The organism is Mycoplana ramosa (assembly GCF_041930185.1).
GTDB classification, from domain to species: domain Bacteria; phylum Pseudomonadota; class Alphaproteobacteria; order Rhizobiales; family Rhizobiaceae; genus Mycoplana; species Mycoplana ramosa.
The window spans coordinates 117,822-136,190 of the sequence record NZ_JBHEEW010000009.1 but is presented as its reverse complement, the minus strand read 5'-3'; the positions used below and the strand labels follow the sequence as shown (position 1 = coordinate 136,190).

General features: G+C 58.9%; 14 protein-coding genes. 8 read left to right on the top strand and 6 right to left on the bottom strand.

What is annotated here, in order from left to right; all coding sequences use genetic code 11:
• Window positions 1-68: 68 nt before the first annotated feature.
• Genes JNC62_RS13385 through JNC62_RS13375 form a run of 3 tightly spaced genes read right to left on the bottom strand, consistent with a single transcriptional unit; the run spans window position 69 to window position 4,679 of the window.
• Window positions 69-3,020, bottom strand: a complete 2,952-nt coding sequence (locus JNC62_RS13385; RefSeq protein ID WP_374839512.1) for a UvrD-helicase domain-containing protein — start codon at window positions 3,018-3,020, stop codon at window positions 69-71.
• Between the two features lie 2 nt (window positions 3,021-3,022).
• Window positions 3,023-4,405: a type II toxin-antitoxin system HipA family toxin gene (locus JNC62_RS13380; RefSeq protein ID WP_374839511.1), complete on the bottom strand. Its 1,383-nt coding sequence runs from the start codon at window positions 4,403-4,405 to the stop codon at window positions 3,023-3,025.
• Complete coding sequence (locus tag JNC62_RS13375) at window positions 4,395-4,679, bottom strand: helix-turn-helix transcriptional regulator (RefSeq protein ID WP_276200643.1); 285 nt, start codon at window positions 4,677-4,679, stop codon at window positions 4,395-4,397. Before JNC62_RS13375 ends, JNC62_RS13380 begins: the two co-directional genes overlap by 11 nt.
• 210 nt (window positions 4,680-4,889) lie before the next feature.
• Between JNC62_RS13375 and JNC62_RS13370 the strand changes: the two genes are divergently transcribed.
• The 8 genes from JNC62_RS13370 (at window position 4,890) to JNC62_RS13335 (ending at window position 16,157) form a co-directional block, all read left to right on the top strand.
• Window positions 4,890-5,198, top strand: coding sequence for a hypothetical protein (locus JNC62_RS13370; RefSeq protein WP_374839510.1), 309 nt, complete (start codon window positions 4,890-4,892; stop codon window positions 5,196-5,198).
• Between the two features lie 359 nt (window positions 5,199-5,557).
• Complete coding sequence (locus tag JNC62_RS13365) at window positions 5,558-5,740, top strand: type II toxin-antitoxin system prevent-host-death family antitoxin (RefSeq protein WP_374839509.1); 183 nt, start codon at window positions 5,558-5,560, stop codon at window positions 5,738-5,740.
• A 2-nt stretch (window positions 5,741-5,742) separates the two neighbouring features.
• Entirely contained in the window at window positions 5,743-7,767 is a 2,025-nt protein-coding gene (locus JNC62_RS13360) for a type I restriction-modification system subunit M (protein ID WP_374839508.1), read from the top strand.
• Window positions 7,764-9,017, top strand: coding sequence for a restriction endonuclease subunit S (locus tag JNC62_RS13355; RefSeq protein WP_374839507.1), 1,254 nt, complete (start codon window positions 7,764-7,766; stop codon window positions 9,015-9,017). The genes JNC62_RS13360 and JNC62_RS13355 overlap by 4 nt, the downstream gene beginning before the upstream one ends.
• Window positions 9,014-10,468, top strand: a complete 1,455-nt coding sequence (locus JNC62_RS13350) for an ATP-binding protein (protein ID WP_374839506.1) — start codon at window positions 9,014-9,016, stop codon at window positions 10,466-10,468. Before JNC62_RS13355 ends, JNC62_RS13350 begins: the two co-directional genes overlap by 4 nt.
• Window positions 10,469-10,600: 132 nt before the next feature.
• Complete coding sequence (locus tag JNC62_RS13345; protein WP_374839505.1) at window positions 10,601-13,603, top strand: type I restriction endonuclease subunit R; 3,003 nt, start codon at window positions 10,601-10,603, stop codon at window positions 13,601-13,603.
• A 5-nt stretch (window positions 13,604-13,608) separates the two neighbouring features.
• Window positions 13,609-15,318: an ATP-binding protein gene (locus tag JNC62_RS13340; RefSeq protein WP_374839504.1), complete on the top strand. Its 1,710-nt coding sequence runs from the start codon at window positions 13,609-13,611 to the stop codon at window positions 15,316-15,318.
• The gene (locus JNC62_RS13335; protein WP_374839503.1) at window positions 15,318-16,157 is read left to right on the top strand and encodes a hypothetical protein; all 840 of its coding nucleotides are present in this window, start codon (window positions 15,318-15,320) and stop codon (window positions 16,155-16,157) included. Before JNC62_RS13340 ends, JNC62_RS13335 begins: the two co-directional genes overlap by 1 nt.
• 48 nt (window positions 16,158-16,205) lie before the next feature.
• On the opposite strand, the gene JNC62_RS21135 is transcribed toward JNC62_RS13335, so the two are convergent.
• From JNC62_RS21135 to JNC62_RS13320, 3 genes are read right to left on the bottom strand one after another with little or no spacing between them, the layout of a single operon-like run.
• Window positions 16,206-16,556 carry a ubiquitination-like system serine protease family protein gene (locus JNC62_RS21135; protein ID WP_510186523.1) on the bottom strand — a complete coding sequence of 117 codons (351 nt, stop codon included), beginning with the start codon at window positions 16,554-16,556 and terminating at the stop codon, window positions 16,206-16,208.
• A complete protein-coding gene (locus JNC62_RS13325; protein WP_374839502.1) occupies window positions 16,553-17,968 on the bottom strand; it encodes a ThiF family adenylyltransferase in 1,416 nt (471 codons plus the stop codon). Before JNC62_RS13325 ends, JNC62_RS21135 begins: the two co-directional genes overlap by 4 nt.
• A complete protein-coding gene (locus JNC62_RS13320; protein ID WP_374839501.1) occupies window positions 17,953-18,366 on the bottom strand; it encodes an E2/UBC family protein in 414 nt (137 codons plus the stop codon). Before JNC62_RS13320 ends, JNC62_RS13325 begins: the two co-directional genes overlap by 16 nt.
• Window positions 18,367-18,369 lie beyond the last annotated feature (3 nt).

The following is an 18,369-nucleotide window of genomic DNA, read 5'->3' as shown; positions in this document are numbered from 1 at the left end:
GGAAAAACCAACATGATTCATCGTTCCTCTCTGGGTGTGAGCTTTCTGCGGGTTTGTTCGTGGCCCGGTCAGGATTTCCGGCGTGAGAAGCGCTGAGACCGCGTGTTGTTCTGCTCGCGCCCGGGCAGGTTCTGCGTGCCCTTGCAGGCGGGGTAGTTCACGCATCCGAGGAATCTCCCGGTTCGGCCCCGACGCTCGACGAGCCAGCCATCGGTGCAGGACGGACAGGCCGGGAAGGATGCGCCGCAGCGACAGACCAGACTATGCGGATTGCCCATGCTTTTGACCGGCAGGCCGGTGCCGCAGACGCTGCACGGTTTGAGGGTCTGGCCGCAGAGATGACGATGCTCACAGGCATAATACGTACCGCCGGCCTTCGCGGTCTGCGCGAGCAGACGGCCGCCGCATGACGGGCATGGGCGCGGGGCCAGGTCGGGCGCGCCCGTCTCGGTGGTCTCGTATTCGGGATGGGCGACCAGTTCCCGCACAAAGGTTGAGGGTTTTTCCTGGTCGGCGAGGATGGTCACGGAGTCGCGGGCGCGGGTCAGCGCCACATAGAACAGCCGGCGTTCTTCCGCATGCTCGAAATTCTCAGGGTCCGGCAGAACCAGATCGAGCAGCGGATCATCGACGATCTCCGACGGGAACCCCATCGTGTCGGAGGCGGCGCGCAGGATGATGACATGGTCGGCTTCAAGACCCTTGGACGCATGGACCGTCATGAAGCGGATCGCAAGGCTGGGGAACGCGCGGATCAGGGTCGGGAGCGCGGCGGGTTTGGCATGATGGTAACGGCCGAGCAGGAGGACGCTCGTGTTGGGCGCGGTGCGGGTGTCCAGGCGCTCAAGCGCCGCCCGGAGCGCCGATCCTTCTTCGTTGCGCTTGTAATAAGCGACGGTGATCGCGGGGTTTGCCGTCGTGGCGGCCGGCTTGACGGTCTTCTTGATCTGGGCCGGATTGCGCAGCACGAAGCGCCGCGCCGCGTGGGCGATTTTGTCGACACTGCGGAAGGTCCGCCCCAGATCGACGATGCTGTGTACGGCGTCGGTGCCGGCAAAGCGGCCGCCGAATTCTTTGCCGAAATCGCGCATCAGGTGGATGTCCGATCCGGCGAAGCGGTAGATCGATTGCCAGTCATCGCCGACCGCGAACAGGCGCGCATCCTCATGCTGCGCTTGCAAGGCGCGCAGCAGTTGGGCCCGCCCTGCGGAGATATCCTGGAACTCATCGACGAGGATATGCCGGTACGGGCTCTTGTAGCCGCCGCTCTGCACATGGGCCGTGGCGCGCACGATCATGTCCTCGAAATCGATCATGTCGCCCAGCCGCGCCTCATAGGCATCGATCAGCGCGTCGAAAATCTTCAGGAAGGCGCGGCTGCGCGGTACATCCTGCGCGTTGGCGGCGCGGGCTTCGCAGCTTGCGATGGTCGCGCCCGCGCTTTTGAAATGCCGCAGGAAGGTGGCGAGCGTCTGCGTGAAGGCATCCACCTGTCCCATTGCGGCGAGCGCGGCGAAGAGCCGGTCTTCGGCCACGGGTTTGAGCGTGACGTGAGGCGCGAGCTTGGCCTTGAGATTGGCGAGCAGCGTGCCCTCGACCTTCTCATAGCTGAAGGTCTCGATCAGGGTCGTGCCGTTCGTCGCGTGCAGTTGGCGCTTCCATGCCATGTCGGCCAGGTAGCGCGCGCGGTCGATATGGGGCGCGGTCGTGAGGCGGGTCGAGCCGTCCGGTTCGCGCGCCTTCCTGACCCCGAAATGTTCGATATAGATGCCGCTTTCCGTCAGCCGGAAATCAGGCCGGTAGGGGCCGCGCGCATCCGGCGGGAGCGGTCCCTCATAAAGCGGCTCATATTCATGCGCGATACCCTGGCGATAGAGCCAGTTGGCGATCTCCCATTCCTCGAAGCTCTTGACGCGATCGCCGTTCAGGGTGCGCAGCTCATGCGCCTCCACCCAGCGGAAGTACGCGTCCTGCGTCTTGAAATCCCACTCGGTCTTGTACGGCCAGTAGAACGCCGAAAACCAATCCATCAGCAGCGTGCCGAGGCCGGCCGTGGACGCGACCTCATCGAGCAAGATGTCGCGCAGCAGCGTCCGGAATTTCGCGTCGTCGCTGGCATGAGCGGCCAGCGCCGGGCCTTTGTCCTCGACCGTGCGGATGATGCGGTTGCCGAGCGCATGAAACGTCAGCGCGTCGACATCGACACCGGCCCGCTCCTTGATACGGGCGGCCATTTCGGCGGCGGCGTCCCGGCCGAAGGCGAGCAGCAATATCTCTTCCGGCCGGCGGATGCCGCGCTCGATCAGATAGGCAGCCTTGGCGACGATGACGCTGGTCTTCCCCGAACCCGCCCCGGCGAGAATCAGCGTGGCATCCTCGTCCGTCACGACAGCAAGGCGTTGTTCGGGCGTGAGCGGATTTTTCTCGATGTTCTCGAAAAAGCCGTTCATCGCGGCCAGCTCGGAGGCGATGAAGCGGGCGATGGCGGCGCGGCGCGCCTCTTCCGGTTGGTCCCGGAAGGAGCGGACGGTGGCGATCAGCCGTTCCTGATCACCTGACAGGACGCCCTCGGGGATAGCGGTTGGCAAGCGATCGATGATGGCGGTGGCGCGCGTCAGGAACGGCGCGAGCAGGCAGGCTGCCGGGTAGCGGCGGGGCTGATCGAGCCGGCTTACGGCGTCGGATAGCGCGCGCAGCTCATCTTCGGCGGCGGCGCACTGCTCACGTATGTAGGCATGAAAGGCGTCATTGGCACACGCGATGAAGCGCGTGGCCTCGGGGACGGTAACGCCGGCAAGCCTGGCCGTGTGGTTGCCCGCAAGGGGGATGGTGACGGTGGTGAATCCCAGCGTGCTGGACAGTCGGGCCGGTCCGGCCCAGGCGGTAAAGGGCGCCTGATGGCGGCCGCCCAGCAGCGTGATGCCCGAGCCGGTTTGTTCGGCGGCCCAGGTCGCGTGGCCCATCGCGCGCAGCAAAGCGCCGGGCCATTTGCGTCTAATGAGTGTGTTGGGCGCGCTCATCATCAGGTGCCGGCCGCTTCGATCAGCGCGTTGCGGGTCGTCTGGTAAGCGTCGTGCAGCGCCTCGTGGCCTTCGAGCCCTTCGAGCGCGTAGAGATTCAGGAACTGGCGGCCGGCGAAAAGCTTGCGGTCGACGGGGCTGAGCTGTGCTTCATCGCAGATCGCGGGCCAGTGTCGGGCGATGGTTTCCAGTTGCTGTTCGATCAGCGCGGCGGCTTCGGCGTCCTTGAGGTGGTAGTCGGGGGCGGCATTGAGGCAGGTGGCGAGTGTGCTGGCGCGGGCGTCGCCCTTGATCAGCATCGCCTGTGTGGCTTCGCTGCCGGTGCGGCTTTGCGGGCAGATGTCGTAGGCCGGCGTGAGGGTCAGGTTCTTGCCGTCCCAGAAGGCGGCGTGATTGCGCGCATGGTCGTCGGTATTGCCGCAGAGAATATTGAAGCAGATGCGGCCGTAAAGTTCCCGCAGCGTATCCTTTGGATCGGTGAAGCGGTGGCGGATCAGTTCGGCGAGGTCTTCGTAGGAGGCGTAGCGGGCCATCATCTCATCGAGGCCGAGCATGGTCAGCGCTGAAACCATCGCGCGCCGGGTCCAGCCGTTTTGCGTGTGGGTGCGGTCGAAGCGCTCGATCAGGAGCACGTCCTTCTGTGCGGCGCGGGTCATGGACACGGGGGCGGCGTTCAGGCCGCAGGATGCGGCCAGCCTCATCGCGATGAATTCCGCCTTCACCACGCTGTGCGTGTCGTTGCCGGCTGAGAATTTGGCGATGAATTTCCTGTCGTCGTCATCGACCAGCGCCTTGGGGCGGGCGCCGCCGATCGAGGTGCCGTGATTGAGGGCCTGGTCGAGCGCCGGGGTGAGCGGCAGGCCCTTTTCGATCAAAGCCGCCGCTTCCTGGAGTTCGGCGAGCGAAGCCTGTGCGGCAAGGCGGGGGACATACTCTGTCGCTGATTGTTGGAAATCCAGCGCGCCGATCCGGTCGGAGCCGGAATGCAGGAGATAAGTCAGCTCGCTGATCTCGGGGATGCCGGCGGCATCGGGCTTGCTGCCGGTGAGCCGGTTGATGATCACCCGGCGACCCCAGGCGTCGGGCGAGCCGTCGCGGATGCAGCTGGCCATGTTCAGGCCGTTGAGCGGGGCGATCGTGCCTTCCTGGAGCGGCAGCTCGGGTTCGTAGAGCGCGATCGCGTTGTCGCGGCGGCGGTAGCTTGCGCCGTAGGTGAAAAGCAGACGGTTGCCATCCTGTACGAGCCGGCCGGCCACCACCGGCTCCGTGGCGTCCGGCAGCCAGACCCAGACGAAGGCCTCGGTGGGGTCGGTGTTCGTGGTGGCTTTCCTTGTCGTGGCTTTCTTTGTTGCGCCCGTCCTTGTTGCGCCCGTCTTAGAAGTCATCATCGACCTCCTTCACACTGTGGCGGACGCTTTTGGGCAGCAGGGTCAGTTTTTCGTCGAGGCGGGCATTGTGCATCTGGAGCGTGCGCTCGTCATAGTCGAACAGCCGCACACCCACGATGGAGGCGACCTCGAACACGATGCCGATCTCAGGTCCCGGTGCGCCCTTTTCGATGCTGGAGAGAGTCGTGCGACTGATGCCGGCACGGTCGGCCAGTTCCTGCGCGGTCAGGCCGCGCGCGGCCCGGCCGATGCGGATCAGCTTGCCGAGCATGGCGAGCGCCTGATGCGTCACCCTTGAATAACTTCTCTTGCGCGGCACGTCTGTTATCCTGTCTGTTCACTGGTTTGGTCGTAAGGCACGTTGATGTGCAGAATTTTGTACATTATGTCATGATGACGGGTGGGGCGTCAAGTTTTGTTCATTTGATTGGACATAAGGGTGGCTTGAGACCAGAATTCTAGACGTTGAGGAAGGGTGGCTATGGGAAACTATGAGCAGGAGCGTGTGGCGGCGCTGGATCAGCGGCGGAAGGCGGAGAGCCGGGATAGGGCTGGCCCGTCATTGGAAGAGCGGTTCGGGCCGGGGACGTTCGGTTGTCATGAGGCCCTGCATGTCACCCATCTCGTGGTCGATTTGATCGAGCGGGAGTTGGTCGGGCACAGCGCGGTGCTGCTCGATCCCGCCTGGTATCAGCGGGTCAGGGAAGCGCAGGCGCTTCTCTATACTGCCTATAGTGCTGCGGCGCAGGTGCATTTTAAGGGGGCTGAGGATGAGAGCGCGCAGCCTTAGGGCGCGCCCGCAAAGCGGTCAGGCTCTAGGCTTGGCGCTGGCGCCGTTGCGGCGCAGCGCGGCCCGGAGCCCCCGCATGGCCGGGATATAACCGGCCCGGGGTCTCCGCCCATCCGGGTGACGATCCTTCGCGCAGGCTAAGGAGGGCTCGGGAGCCCACCAGACAAAGCAGGCCGGCCTGCTGTCCGGATCGCCGTCGCCACGCCCGTTGTGAGGGCGACGGACGGCTCCGGACGAAGCAGGCTATGGAAACTTTTGAGCGCCGAACTCAACTTGAATGATATCGCTGTTGTAGCGAACGTCTAAAATGGCCATAATATCCAAAATCGGGGGATTCCGGAGCCTTGAGGATGAAATCGATGTCGGCGGCTGAAGCCAAAAACGGCTTTGGCCATCTCATAGACATTGCGCGTCAGGAACCGGTGAAGATCGAAAAACACGGCCGCGCCGTCGTGGTCGTCATCAGCATCGAGGAGTATGAGCGCCTCACGGGCCTCCAGACGAATCCCCTCCCGCAGGTCGAAGTGCAGCAAGGGGAATAGTTGTGGCCAAGCAGAGCGCAAAAGTGCAGAGCCTCAGTGCATTTGCATGGTCGATTGCCGACATATTGAGGGGCGATTTCAAGCAGTCCGAGTATGGCAAGGTCATCCTGCCTTTCGTGGTGTTGCGCCGCCTCGATTGCATTCTTGAGGCATCAAAGGACGCTGTTCTGAAGGCGGCCGAGGGGCTGCCCGACGGCGTCGATGATGCCACCCGAGATATGATCCTGTTCGGTGCGGTTGGCGGCAACGTGAAGGTCTACAACCTCTCGCGCTTCACCTTTGAGACGCTGAAGGGCCAAGACGCACGGCAGCTCCATTCCAATTTGGTTGATTATATCACCAGCTTTTCCGCCAACGTGCGCGACATCTTCCTCGACAAATTCCTATTCACCGACCAGCTCAAGCGCCTCAAGGAAGGCGAAATACTCTGGCCGGTGTTTGAACGGTTTAGCCAGATCGACCTTCACCCCGAACGCGTCTCCAACATCGAAATGGGCTACCTGTTTGAAGAGCTGATCCGCCGCTTCTCGGAAATCTCAAACGAGACCGCCGGAGAGCATTTTACGCCGCGCGAAGTTATCCGGCTGATCGTTGACCTTTTGATCGCCAATGACGATGCGAAACTTACCGGCCGGGGGATCATTCGGCAGGTTTACGATCCCGCCTGCGGGACCGGCGGCATGCTGGCACTGACCGAAGAAGCGCTGAAGGATTTTAACTCTTCCATACGTGTCGAGCTGTTCGGGCAGGAGCTGAACGGCGAGTCTTTCGGCATCTGCAAATCCGACATGCTCGTGACCGGCCACGACCCCGAGCAGATCGCCTTCGGCAATACGCTGACGCAGGACGCACACGCCGACAAGAAATTCCACTACATGCTGTCCAATCCACCCTACGGCGTGGACTGGAAAAAGTATCAGGACGCGATCAAGGCCGAGGCGGAAAACCTGGGCTTCTCGGGTCGTTTTGGCGCTGGCACACCTCGCATATCAGACGGCCAATTGCTGTTCCTTCAGCACATGATCTCCAAGATGCGGGACGATGAGGTCGGTTCGCGCATCGGCATCGTTATGAACGGCTCGCCGCTATTTACGGGCGGCGCGGCTTCGGGCGAGAGCGAAATTCGGCGCTGGATGCTGGAGAATGACTGGGTGGAGGCGATTGTCGCCCTGCCGACGGACCTCTTCTACAACACCGGCATCCAGACCTATGCTTGGCTTCTGACCAACCGCAAACCAGCCGACCGGCAAGGCAAAGTCCAGCTCATCGATGCCTCTGGCGACCGCTTCTGGAAGTCTATGCGCAAGTCGCTGGGCTCAAAGCGGCGGGAGATACCGGATGAGGCGCGCGCCGATATCGTGCGCATCTATGCCGGTTTCCTAAACGGGGAGAGCGGCGAGTCCGATGTCGCCAAGATTTTCGACACCGCCGATTTCGGCTACCGCGAGATTCGCGTTGAGCGCCCGCTGCGGCTGAATTTCCAAGCGAGTGAAGAGCGGATCGAGCGTCTGTCTGCGGAGAAGGCGTTCAAGAAGCTTGGTGAGGACGAGAAAGAGGCGATCCTCGACCTCCTGATGGCGCTGCCGAAGACGCTGTTCACTAATCGTGCGGCGTTCGAGAAAGCACTGAACAAGGCAGCAAAGGCGGAAGGTACTAAGCTCGCGGCGCCTATGAAGAAGGCCATCTTCTCTGCGCTTTCAGAGCGCGACGAGGACGCGGACATCTGTACCGATAAGGAAGGGAATCCAGAGCCTGATTCTGAGCTGCGAGACCATGAGCTCGTGCCGCTCAAGGAGGATTGGCGGGAATATTTTGAACGCGAAGTGAAGCCATTCGTACCGGATGCTTGGGTTGACGAGAGCCACCGAGATGCCAGCGATCGTCAGGTTGGGCGGGTTGGATACGAGATTAACTTCAACCGCTATTTCTACAAGTACGTGCCGCCGCGCCCACTGGAGGAGATCGATGGCGAATTAAAGGCGCTTGAGGCAGAAATCGCCGGGCTTCTGAAGGAGGTGGCGGCGTGAGACTTAAACATGGATGCTCAATCTATGGCGACTACGGTCTAAATATCTCGGCAGACGAGTACGTCGATAGCGGAGTCCCGCTTATCCGCACTTCCGATTTCGATGACTTTGGCAGGTTACATCTCATCAATCCCAAAATGGTCGATGAGGACGCAGCAAAAGAAAAGATGCTGAGAATTGGTGACATTCTCTTCTCACGCGCAGGAACTATCGGTCGTTGTACGGTATTTGAAAGAGAAGAACCTGCTACTTTTGCAGCATACCTTGTTCGATTTCGCCCGAATCGCTTGAAGGTTGAACCCAGATACATCCATTGGTGGGCCCAAAGTTCTCAGTATTGGAGTCAAATTCGTTCCGATACGATTGAAAGCACGATTGGCAACTTCAACGCCAACAAGCTTGGCAATCTGAAATTGCCAAATATCGACCTCAAAACCCAAAAGGTCATCGCAGATTTTCTTGGCCACGAAACTGCCCGCATCGATCAATTGATCGAGAAACGAGCGAAATTTGCCGAACTTGTTTTTGAAAGGCGCTTGGCAATAACTTCAAGAGCCGTCACGGGTATAGCAGATGATACGCCTTGGCTCAAAGTCGTGCCAGACGGATGGAGAGCGGAACGCGCAAAGGTCCACTTTCGTGAAAGCCAGCAAAGGAGCGAAACAGGCGAGGAAGAGCTTCTGACAGTCTCTCATATCACGGGCGTGACGAAACGATCAGAAAAAGACGTGAACATGTTCATGGCGGAGAGCAACGAGGGTTATAAGCTGGTCGCGCCTGGCGATCTCATCATCAATACGATGTGGGCTTGGATGGGCGCAATGGGCGTGAGTTCCGAACATGGCCTTATCAGCCCATCATACGGCGTGTATTCGCCGATCTCTGTAGAGCTTCGACCTGCCTTCGTTGACATGATGGTTCGTTCAAAGCCATTCGTTGCGGAGGCAACGAGGAGAAGCAAGGGAATTCATTCCTCGCGTTTGCGTCTATACCCTGACGCATTCCTAGACATGCGCCTGCCAATCCCGCCTATCGAAACTCAGCTTGCCCTGTTGCAAGAGATTTCGCTGAGGACCCAAAGGGAAGACGAGCTGCTTAGGAAAAATGAGAGGGCAACGTCTCTCTTGCGAGAGTTCCGTTCTGCGCTGATTACGGCTGCTGTCACCGGCGAGATCGATGTGGCGACCTGGGGCAAGAAAGGGCAGACCGACCGCCGTCTTGACCAGATCGAGGAGGCGATGCGCGCATGACGACGTCGCGGCCTCTTGCGCTGGTGAATGACCTTCTGGCGTTGCCGGGCGAGCAGTCGTGGCTTGAGTTTAAGGGAAACAATACCAACCCGCAGATGATAGGCGAGCGCATTTCGGCGTTGTCGAACGCGGCACGGCTGGCGGACAAGAACCACGCTTATATGCTGTGGGGTGTGCAGGACGGTGATCATGCGGTCATCGGTACGGGGTTTCAGCCGTCGTCGGAGCGCGTCCAGAGCCAACCCCTGGAGTTCTGGCTGTCGCAGCGGCTCTCGCCGGACGTGGCGTTTTCCTTTCACGAGATCGTCCATCCCGACGGGCGCGTGTTGTTGCTGGAGATACCGGCAGCAACTGTCGCGCCGGTGGAGTTCGACCGTACGGCCTATATCCGGATTGGCAGCGCCACGCCGAGGTTGTCAGATTATCCGGATCGCATGCGGGCGCTGTGGGCCAAGCTCCAGCCCTATGTCTGGGAAACCGGCATCGCGGCGCAGTATGTTACCAGCGATGAGGTGCTGGCACGGCTGGACTACACGAGTTTTTTTGAGCTGACACAGCAGCCTTTGCCGGACAACCGCAACGGCATCTTCGACCGACTTCAGGCTGAGAAGCTGGTTATTGCCGATGTGGGAGGGCGCTGGAATATCACCAATCTAGGCGCGATCCTCTTTGCCAAGAATCTGGATGAGTTCGACACGCGTCTGTCGCGCAAGGGCGTGCGGTTTGTTGCCTATGACGGCAACAACCGTGCCGCCAATGTTGTGCGGCGGCAGGACGGCAAACGCGGCTATGCTTCCGGCTTCAAGGGGCTGATCGAATATATTAGCGCGCTCTTGCCGGAGAATGAACATATCGGGCAGGCCTTCCGGACGGAGACGGTAGTGTTTCCGCCGATTGCCATACGCGAGTTGATCGCCAACGCGCTCATCCATCAGGACATGACGATCCAGGGCACAGGGCCGCTGATCGAGCTATTCAAGGACCGGATGGAGATCACCAATCCGGGCGAGCCGCTCGTCAGTCCCGATCGCTTTATCGATGCCCCGCCGCGTTCCCGCAACGAGGCTATGGCCGCCCTGATGCGCCGGATGCGGATTTGTGAGGAGCAGGGAACCGGCATCGACAAGGTGGTGGCGGCAGCGGAGCTCTATCAGCTCCCGCCGCCGGATTTTCAGGCAGACAACAATGCGACCCGCGCCGTGCTTCTGGCGCCGCGCCGCTTCGCCGACATGACCACCGACGAGCGCATCCGCGCCTGTCAGCAGCATGCCGTGCTGAAGTTCGTTAGTGGCGAGGTCATGAGAAATTCAACCCTGCGAGAGCGGTTCGGGATCGAGCCTCAGAACGCGGCGCAGGTATCACAAGTCATCCGGGCAGCTCTTGACCGCAATTTGATCCGTCCGGCAGACCCGGAACGGCCCAAGGCGGGCTATGTGCCTGTGTGGGCGTGATTTTGGGGATTTGATCGTGATTTGACGCGAGGGGCCATAGAGGCAGGGGTTTGCAAACAGAAGCAGCGTAAAATCAATAAGTTAGGTTGCTTTTGGAGTGTCCGGGGGATTTGATCGCGATTTGAGGGGGCTATGCAGGAATACCAGAAGCACAACGCACATAAGGAGAACGTCCTCCAGAACCATCTGATTGAGCAGTTGGTTGCCGGGGAAGGCTATCTCCTGCGCTCCTGCGAGCCAGATTACGACAAGCCGCTGGCTATGGATAAAGGGCTGGTGCTCCGCTTCCTTCAGGAGACCCAGCCGGAGGAATGGGAAAAGCTGGTCGCTCACTACAGCGATTCAGCGACCGATACCCTCTTTGGCCAGCTGGGAAAGGCGCTTAAGGACCGCGGCCTGCTGGACGTGCTGCGTCAGGGGATCAAGATCGTCCCCGGCATCAAATTCTCGCTCTGCTATTTCAAGCCGGCCAGCGCGTTGGAGCCCAAGCGCGTTGCCGAGTACCAGGCCAATATTCTCAGTGTGATAAAGGAGGTTGAATACAGCCAGCGCCACGGCGGCCGGCTGGATGTTGTCCTGTTCTTGAACGGCTTGCCCGTAGTCACCATTGAAGCTAAAAACCTTCTGACCGGCTCGACCTTCCGCCATGCGGAGCGGCAATACAGGCAGGATCGGGGGCCTGCTGGCGAGCCGCTTCTGACCTTCAAGCGCGGGGCGCTCGTTCATTTCGCGATGGATGAAGACAACGCGTCAATGACGACGCGGCTTGCAAACGGGAAGACGCGCTTCCTGCCCTTCAATCGCGGCCGGGACGGTGGTGCCGGCAATCCGGATGTCGACGGCGAGTTCCGCGTGGCGTACCTGTACCGCGCGGGCGCATGGGGCAGCGCGATCTTCTCACGCGACGTGCTTCTCGACATCATTGGCCGCTTTATGCACCTTGAGGTCGTAGGCAAGCAGGAAGTTATGATCTTTCCGCGCTTCCAGCAGCTCGACGCGGTGCGCAGAATTATGGCGCATGCCGGGGAGCATGGCGCTGGCCGCAACTACCTGATTCAGCATTCAGCGGGATCGGGCAAATCCAACACGATCGGTTGGCTCGCCCATCAGGCCATCAATCTTCATGACGCTGCCGATCAAGCGGTATTCAACACCGCGATCATCGTCACTGATCGTGTTGTGCTGGACCGCCAGCTTCAGGGCACAGTTGCTCAGTTCGAGCAAACGGCCGGCGTCGTGAAAAAGATCGACGGCACGTCACGCCAGTTGAAGGACGCGATCGCCAAGGGTGCACGAATTATCGTCACGACGATCCAGAAATTTTCGACCGAGCACCTCAAGGAGATTTCAGGGCAATCAAAGCGCTCCTTTGCCGTCATCATAGATGAGGCACATTCGAGCCAGTCCGGAAGATCGGCCCAGGCCATGACGGACGCACTGACTCGCGAAGCCACCTCCAGTGACGATATCGAGGACCTGATCGCCGAGTATCAGAAGAGCCGTGGCCCGCAATCGAATATCAGCTTCTTCGCCTTCACCGCGACGCCGCGCAACGTCACGCTGGAACGCTTCGGCGTGGTCGGTCCTGACGGTCTACCGCATCCGTTTCACCTTTACTCGATGCGGCAGGCTATCGAAGAAGGGTTCATTCTGGATGTGCTCCAGAACTACATGACCTACAAGGCCTATTATAAGCTTGAGAAGGCCATTGAAGACGATCCCGAGCTGAGTGGCCGCAGCGGGCAGCGCAAGGTCGCCCGCTATGCCCATCTACACCCGACGGCCATCGGCCAGAAGGTCGAGATCGTCGTCGAACATTTCCGCCGCCATGTCATGCATGAGCTCAACGGTCAGGCGAAAGCGATGATCGTCACCTCCAGCCGGGACCATGCCCTTCGCTACTATTTCGGCGTGCGTGATTATACGGCGTCTCAAAAATACACGGACCTGAAGACGTTGGTCGCCTTCTCCGGTGAGCTTGACTACGAAGGTGAAACCTACACCGAGGCAGACTTGAACGGCTTCTCCGAAACGGAGCTTCCGGGGCGCTTTGACGGCTTCAAGCCCGATGGCACACCCTATCCTGAAACCTATCAGGTCTTGATCGTCGCCGAAAAATACCAGACCGGCTTTGATCAGCCGAAGCTCTGCGCAATGTATATCGACCGCAAGCTTGCGGGATTGCAGGCTGTGCAGACGCTGTCGCGCCTAAACCGCACGAGAGCAGGCAAGGAGCGGGTTTATATCCTCGATTTTCAGAACACGATCGAGGACATACAGGCGGCCTTCCGCCCTTATTACGAGATCACCAGCCTTGAAGCGATGTCCGATCCCAATCAGGTCTACGAACTGGAGGGACGCCTGCATAAGTTCGGCTATCTGGACAGGCCGGAGATCGAACGGTTCGCCGAAACCTTCTACGGCGGCCACCTAAGCGGCGGTGATCGTGCGCGGCTCGAAGGTCTGGTGCGGGCGGCAGTCGGCCGTTTCGAGGCGGATGACGACGAAGGTCGCCAGGAAGAATTCCGGCAGCTCCTGCGTAGCTACATGCGCTTCTACAGCTTCATCGCGCAGGTGATAAAGCTAGAGGATACGGCCCTTGAGAAGCTCTATTCTTATGCGTCCTGGCTGGCCCGGCTGCTGCCCCACCGGCAGCTACCGCCCGAGATCGAAATCACCGAGGACATGCTGAAACTTCAGGCCTTCAAGGTAGTCGAGAAGGAGAAGGGCTCGGCTTCGCTGTCGCCCGGTGACCGCGAGGCGCTCGCCGGCATCACAGAATTCGGCGCAAAGCCGTATACCGAGGATGAGCGCAAGGAGCTCTCCGAGATCGTCAAGGCATTCAACGATCGCCACGGAACCGAGTTCACGGAAGCCGATATGATCCGTTTTGAACAGGTCAATCGCGAAATCATGAATGACGACCTGACGGAAATGCTCCGCAACAACCCGCCCGATGTCGTCTACGCAGCCTTCCGTGATGCCTTTTTCCAAGGGGCCATCCGAATGTTCCAGCGCGATAACGAGATGCGGAACATCGTGCTGACTGATGCCGAGGCAAGAGACAAGGCGACGCGGCACTTTTTTGGAAGAGCTCTTCGAGCGGTGCGTGACAATCCTATTGCCGGAGCGTGAAGCACATGAGGGTCGTCTATCTAGGTCGGCAGAGCCGCCGAATTACGCCTCCTCCTTCTGCTGACGGTGATGTAATAGAGCTTCTTGCCAACAACTGGGACGACTACGGCTACAAGACAAGCTTCCCGGTTACGGCGCGATATAACGACAAGATCGTTGAGCTGGACCTAATCAGGCTACTGATCGAAGACGAACATACCAGCAGCACGGCTCTCGACCGCCTTCTTGAGGAAGGTTGGGACGGCACGTTTCCCATCCCTAATACCAACTACATTTCCGTTCCCTCGGACATAACTTTCTATGAGCAGCTTGACGGGCTTCTCGGGACGGAGGGCGCTCTGGCGGTCGCCCAAGCGTTGCGGGATGCAAGTTATCTTGTTCACGTTGCCGAAGATGATAGTGCCATTGCCCTGTCCCAGACTGAAGGCTTCAGAAGTTCATTGCAGCGCGAGCGGGGCAGCACCAAAGCGTTTATCGACGGCTGGCGCGTTTTCGAGCAGCAGCTGATTGCTGTCCTCGATCTGGGCTTCCGGTTCAAAGATATCTACGGCGATGTCAGTACCCTCAGCCTCAAATTCAGTTCTGAGGGACCGCTGCCGTATGATATCAACGTGCTGATAGGCCCCAACGGGCACGGAAAATCGCAGGCCCTGCATCAGGTCGTTAGAGACTGGATTTCTCCTGATGATGAGGCGGAAACCGGCTTCGTCGAAAAGCCCAACCTCAGTCAGATCGTCGTAATTTCCTATAGCCCGTTCGAACGCTTTCCCGTCGATCTCGCCGGGCGGCGATTGCAGGACACGGATGCCTATCGCTATTTTGGATTCCGCGGACGCAGCGAGCCTACGGATGGCAAAAGGCGCGGCAACATCCGGATATCTCACGAGTTTCCGAAAAAGAACGCCGCTAAATCTCTTGTCGACTGCCTGCGGGACGACAAGAAGTACAAATCCATACGCAACTGGTCCAAGAAGCTAGAGACCGTAGAGCGCGTTCTCCGGACCGCGATCGACTTCGACGCCGCAGCCGTGGAAATTGCTTCCAGTCGTCGCTTCACTACGTTCTATGACGAATTGGACGATCTTGATGTAAGCGATCTCGGCTTCAACGTTGGAACAGGTGAGGATCGCCGCCGGTATATCCCGATTTCAGCCGACCGTGTTGATCAGTTAGATGAGAACAAGCTGTCGGGCGCAATTTTCGCTCACAGCGGCGTCACCTTCTTTAAAGACGGCGTGCCCATCGAGCTAAGTTCGGGACAACGTCTCTTCGCATATATTGTCATCAACGTTGTCGGCGCTATTCGGCGCAATAGCCTGATCTTGGTCGATGAGCCCGAGCTGTTTTTGCATCCGACCCTTGAGATACAGTTCATTGACATGTTGAAGCAGATTTTGTTGCGCTTCAACTCAAAGGCACTCTTGGCAACACATTCCGTAGTCACGGTCAGGGAAGTGCCCTCCGAGTGTGTGCATGTTTTCGAAAAAGGAGATGACGAACTCATATTAAAGAATCCTCCATTTCAGACTTTTGGCGGAGATATACAGAGAATTTCCTCTTATGTTTTCGGAGATATTGGGGTTTCAAAACCATTTGAAGCTTGGATTAAGAAGCAACTTTCCGACTACGATAGTGCTGACGATCTGATTGCAGCCCTTGGTGATGATGTGAACGAAGAGCTCATCATCCAGATCAGGGCAATGGAGCGAGACTGATGATAATGAGGCTGCCAGCACCGACAGCCTGCGCGCTTCAGCTCGTAGACGACGTCGTTGCAGAACGTCAGGGCGGCAGAAATGCCGCGTACTTCACCGGCATTGCTGGTGAATGGAGAAGCCGCGTACAGGCATACCTCAACGCGGGCGGCTCACCCGCAGTCGTGCCGCCGTGGCCTGCGGCGAACGTACGAAAAAAGAGCTTTTTGAACCTGTACCTCTCTCCTAAGGAAGGGGCAGCACAGCGACTGATCCTGGATGACCTTCGCGATCATGATCTTACTGCTTGCCCAGCGTGCGGGGAGGCAGGACGACCCAACACGTTAGATCACTATCTTCCCAAAACTGAGTATCCGCATTTCTGTGTTACGCCACACAATCTCTTTCCCATGTGCGACGCGTGCCAGAAGGAGAAAGGGATAAAAACGGGCGATCATGCCGATTCTCGTTTCTTCCTTCATCCTTACTTCGATGTCTTCATCGCGGAACAAGTTCTTCAGCTCACCATTCAGGCACCGTTCACCGCTCCGTTATTCGATCTCCTTCCGGCCCCTGGGTTAACACCGGTGCAGGAACGTCTGGTTGGATGCCATCTAAGGGAGCTTGCCATTGTCCCGCGCTACACACGCTTTTTCCGCGAGCAGTTCCGTAGGCTTCTCCGATTGGTCTCCAAGATGAGGGCGTCGGGACAGGATGTCAGAGCATCCTTGGAACTCTTTAAGACCAATGCGGAAGACCTTACTCCAAATAGCTGGGAGCATATTTTTTACGACGCCGTCCTGAGCAACCCAGATTTTTTGGAGTTCCTAGAGAATGAGGAACTTCCGGCCCTTCTGTAGAATAGTTTATTGTTTCTCAAGAGCCTGTCCGATCATGGGGAGCGACGGCTAGGCTGCTCGGCACCACTTCACGCGGCCTTTGCGGAACCAGAAATGCGATTTGCATTCCTTTTGACGCCATACGGACGGATGTAGACTTGTGCTGCCATCCATATGCCTCGTCACTCGCCAGCACGGCCGTTCATCGGGGAGCAAATTCATATGGAGAACGGCCCTACAGCCGCACGGGCATATCATAGCCGCCTGTTCCTGGTATCCGTCCTCTTCCACAATGTAGAGCGTCCGACGCTTTAGCCGCTTTGGAAGGCTCTCCTCGACCACTTGGGTTGCATAGGGTGGAACGATCCATCCGTAGAGGCGCAGGCATACGCTATACAGGAAGGCTCTGAGCTTTCTCATGCGCCTTGCCTCTTCGACAGTTCCATGAGGCCCAGCAGGGGCGAAGTGTCGCCAAAGCCGACCTTGCCGCCGAGGATGTCGCAAATCCCTTCCTCGGGATCATAGAAGAACTCCATGCTGGCGAGACTGAAAATGACGGCTGCATAAGCGCCATTGCTTTCCTCGCGGAACGGGTGAAGGCGGGCAAGAAGTTCGTTCACCGCAAGGCTCGAAGCGAACATATTCACGCTTATGACAGCCGGCCGGTGGGCGAGGACCCCTCTGATGTATCCATCCTCGACTTGCCGTTCGTGCGCGCGAGGATCATTTCGCCGCAAACCCGCAGCGGCGACATCGCTCATCGAAAACAGGCCGCGGCTAACCAGGCTTGAGCGTCCCGGACGAAGATAGTTGACGGTGCCGCAGACCTCGCGAATACGGGCTTTGCCAGTAGGGGATTTCACGGCGTCGAGCCGAACTCCGATATCGAAATAGGGAATCGAGTAATAGGAAGCGATCGCATTCAGGAGGTAACGGCCATCCACCGTGTCCATGCATCCGAAAATGATATCGCATTGCGCGACCTCGCGGACGACATCCGGGTCCCAGAGATTCTTTTTTACCCGAATTATTTTCGTTCCTAGCCCTGTTCGCTCAGCGGCATCTGCCAGGACATCGACCTTCGAGCGCTTGTGCCTCACGTCCTCCATCGTCGAGTTGAGGATGCGATTTACATTGCGCTCCTCCATGTGATCGTCGTCCACGCTGACAACGACCGCGGCTCCAAGCCTCACGAGCTGCTCGATCGTTGGGCTCCCGGTGCCGGACGCTCCGATAACAGCGAAAGAAAGTCGGCGAAAGCGCTCGATTGTACCGTCATCGAATGCCTGCGCGTGAGAAGCAACAAAGCTCGGCAGTCCAACGCCGCCGGCATCAGCGTACCAAAAATGAAGATCGTCACCAGCGACGCTGATGCAATTGATGGGATCAAACCCGTTATCGGCGTTCAGAACGCGGCCAAACATTTGCCCATCCGGCAACATGATGGCGCTGCCATGCGGTATATCCGCTTCGACCCAACCGCGGATCATTGGGAGCAGCTGAGCATCGCCCTTATCGTCGGTCAAAGAAAATGCCGCGTGGCCACCGGGATGACTGTGGACTTTTATTACCGAGAGGCCCTCATCCGCCGCGCGCTCCAGAATCGGCGCGATATAGTCCGGCGGCCATGTGACCCGCATCGGCGTCCGCTCGACACATTCCTCGTAGGGAATGCCATGAATTTCGCGGACCGCGAGACGATGGCGTCGGTCGCCCGCGCGGCGGCCGCAGAGCAGAATAGCGACGGCTTCGTTTCCGTCGCCGGGGAAGAGAATACTCTTCAGGTGTTCGTGTTGATCGCCCGAGAGCGCGAGGGTCACTGGCACGGGCATTTCTCAAACTCCCGATCCAACCAGTCCTCGATCAGAATGACGTGCGTTCCGATATGGTCACGCCCGATTTTCCAAGGATTGGCAGCGGTCCGGTGGCGGGACCACCGCTGGTAAGTCTTGCCGTCGAGCGCCTGCCGAGCCTCCGTTGCCCCTATCGGCTTCCCGTCTTTGCGCGCGAGCGACGGGTAAAAGTACACCATGTTAAGTTCGGTGTTGGGATAGCCCGTCTCGATCCTAATAGCAGCAGTGACGGTCTCATGGTTGTAGCCGCGCGGGAGAGGGAAATCATGGACAAGCACCCATTGGGAACCGTCCACGATTGTCTCCCACGGCAGACCGTACTCATCGAGAAACTCACGATCGGTAGGTGGCAGATCAAACTCGCGGCGAAGGGCCATCTC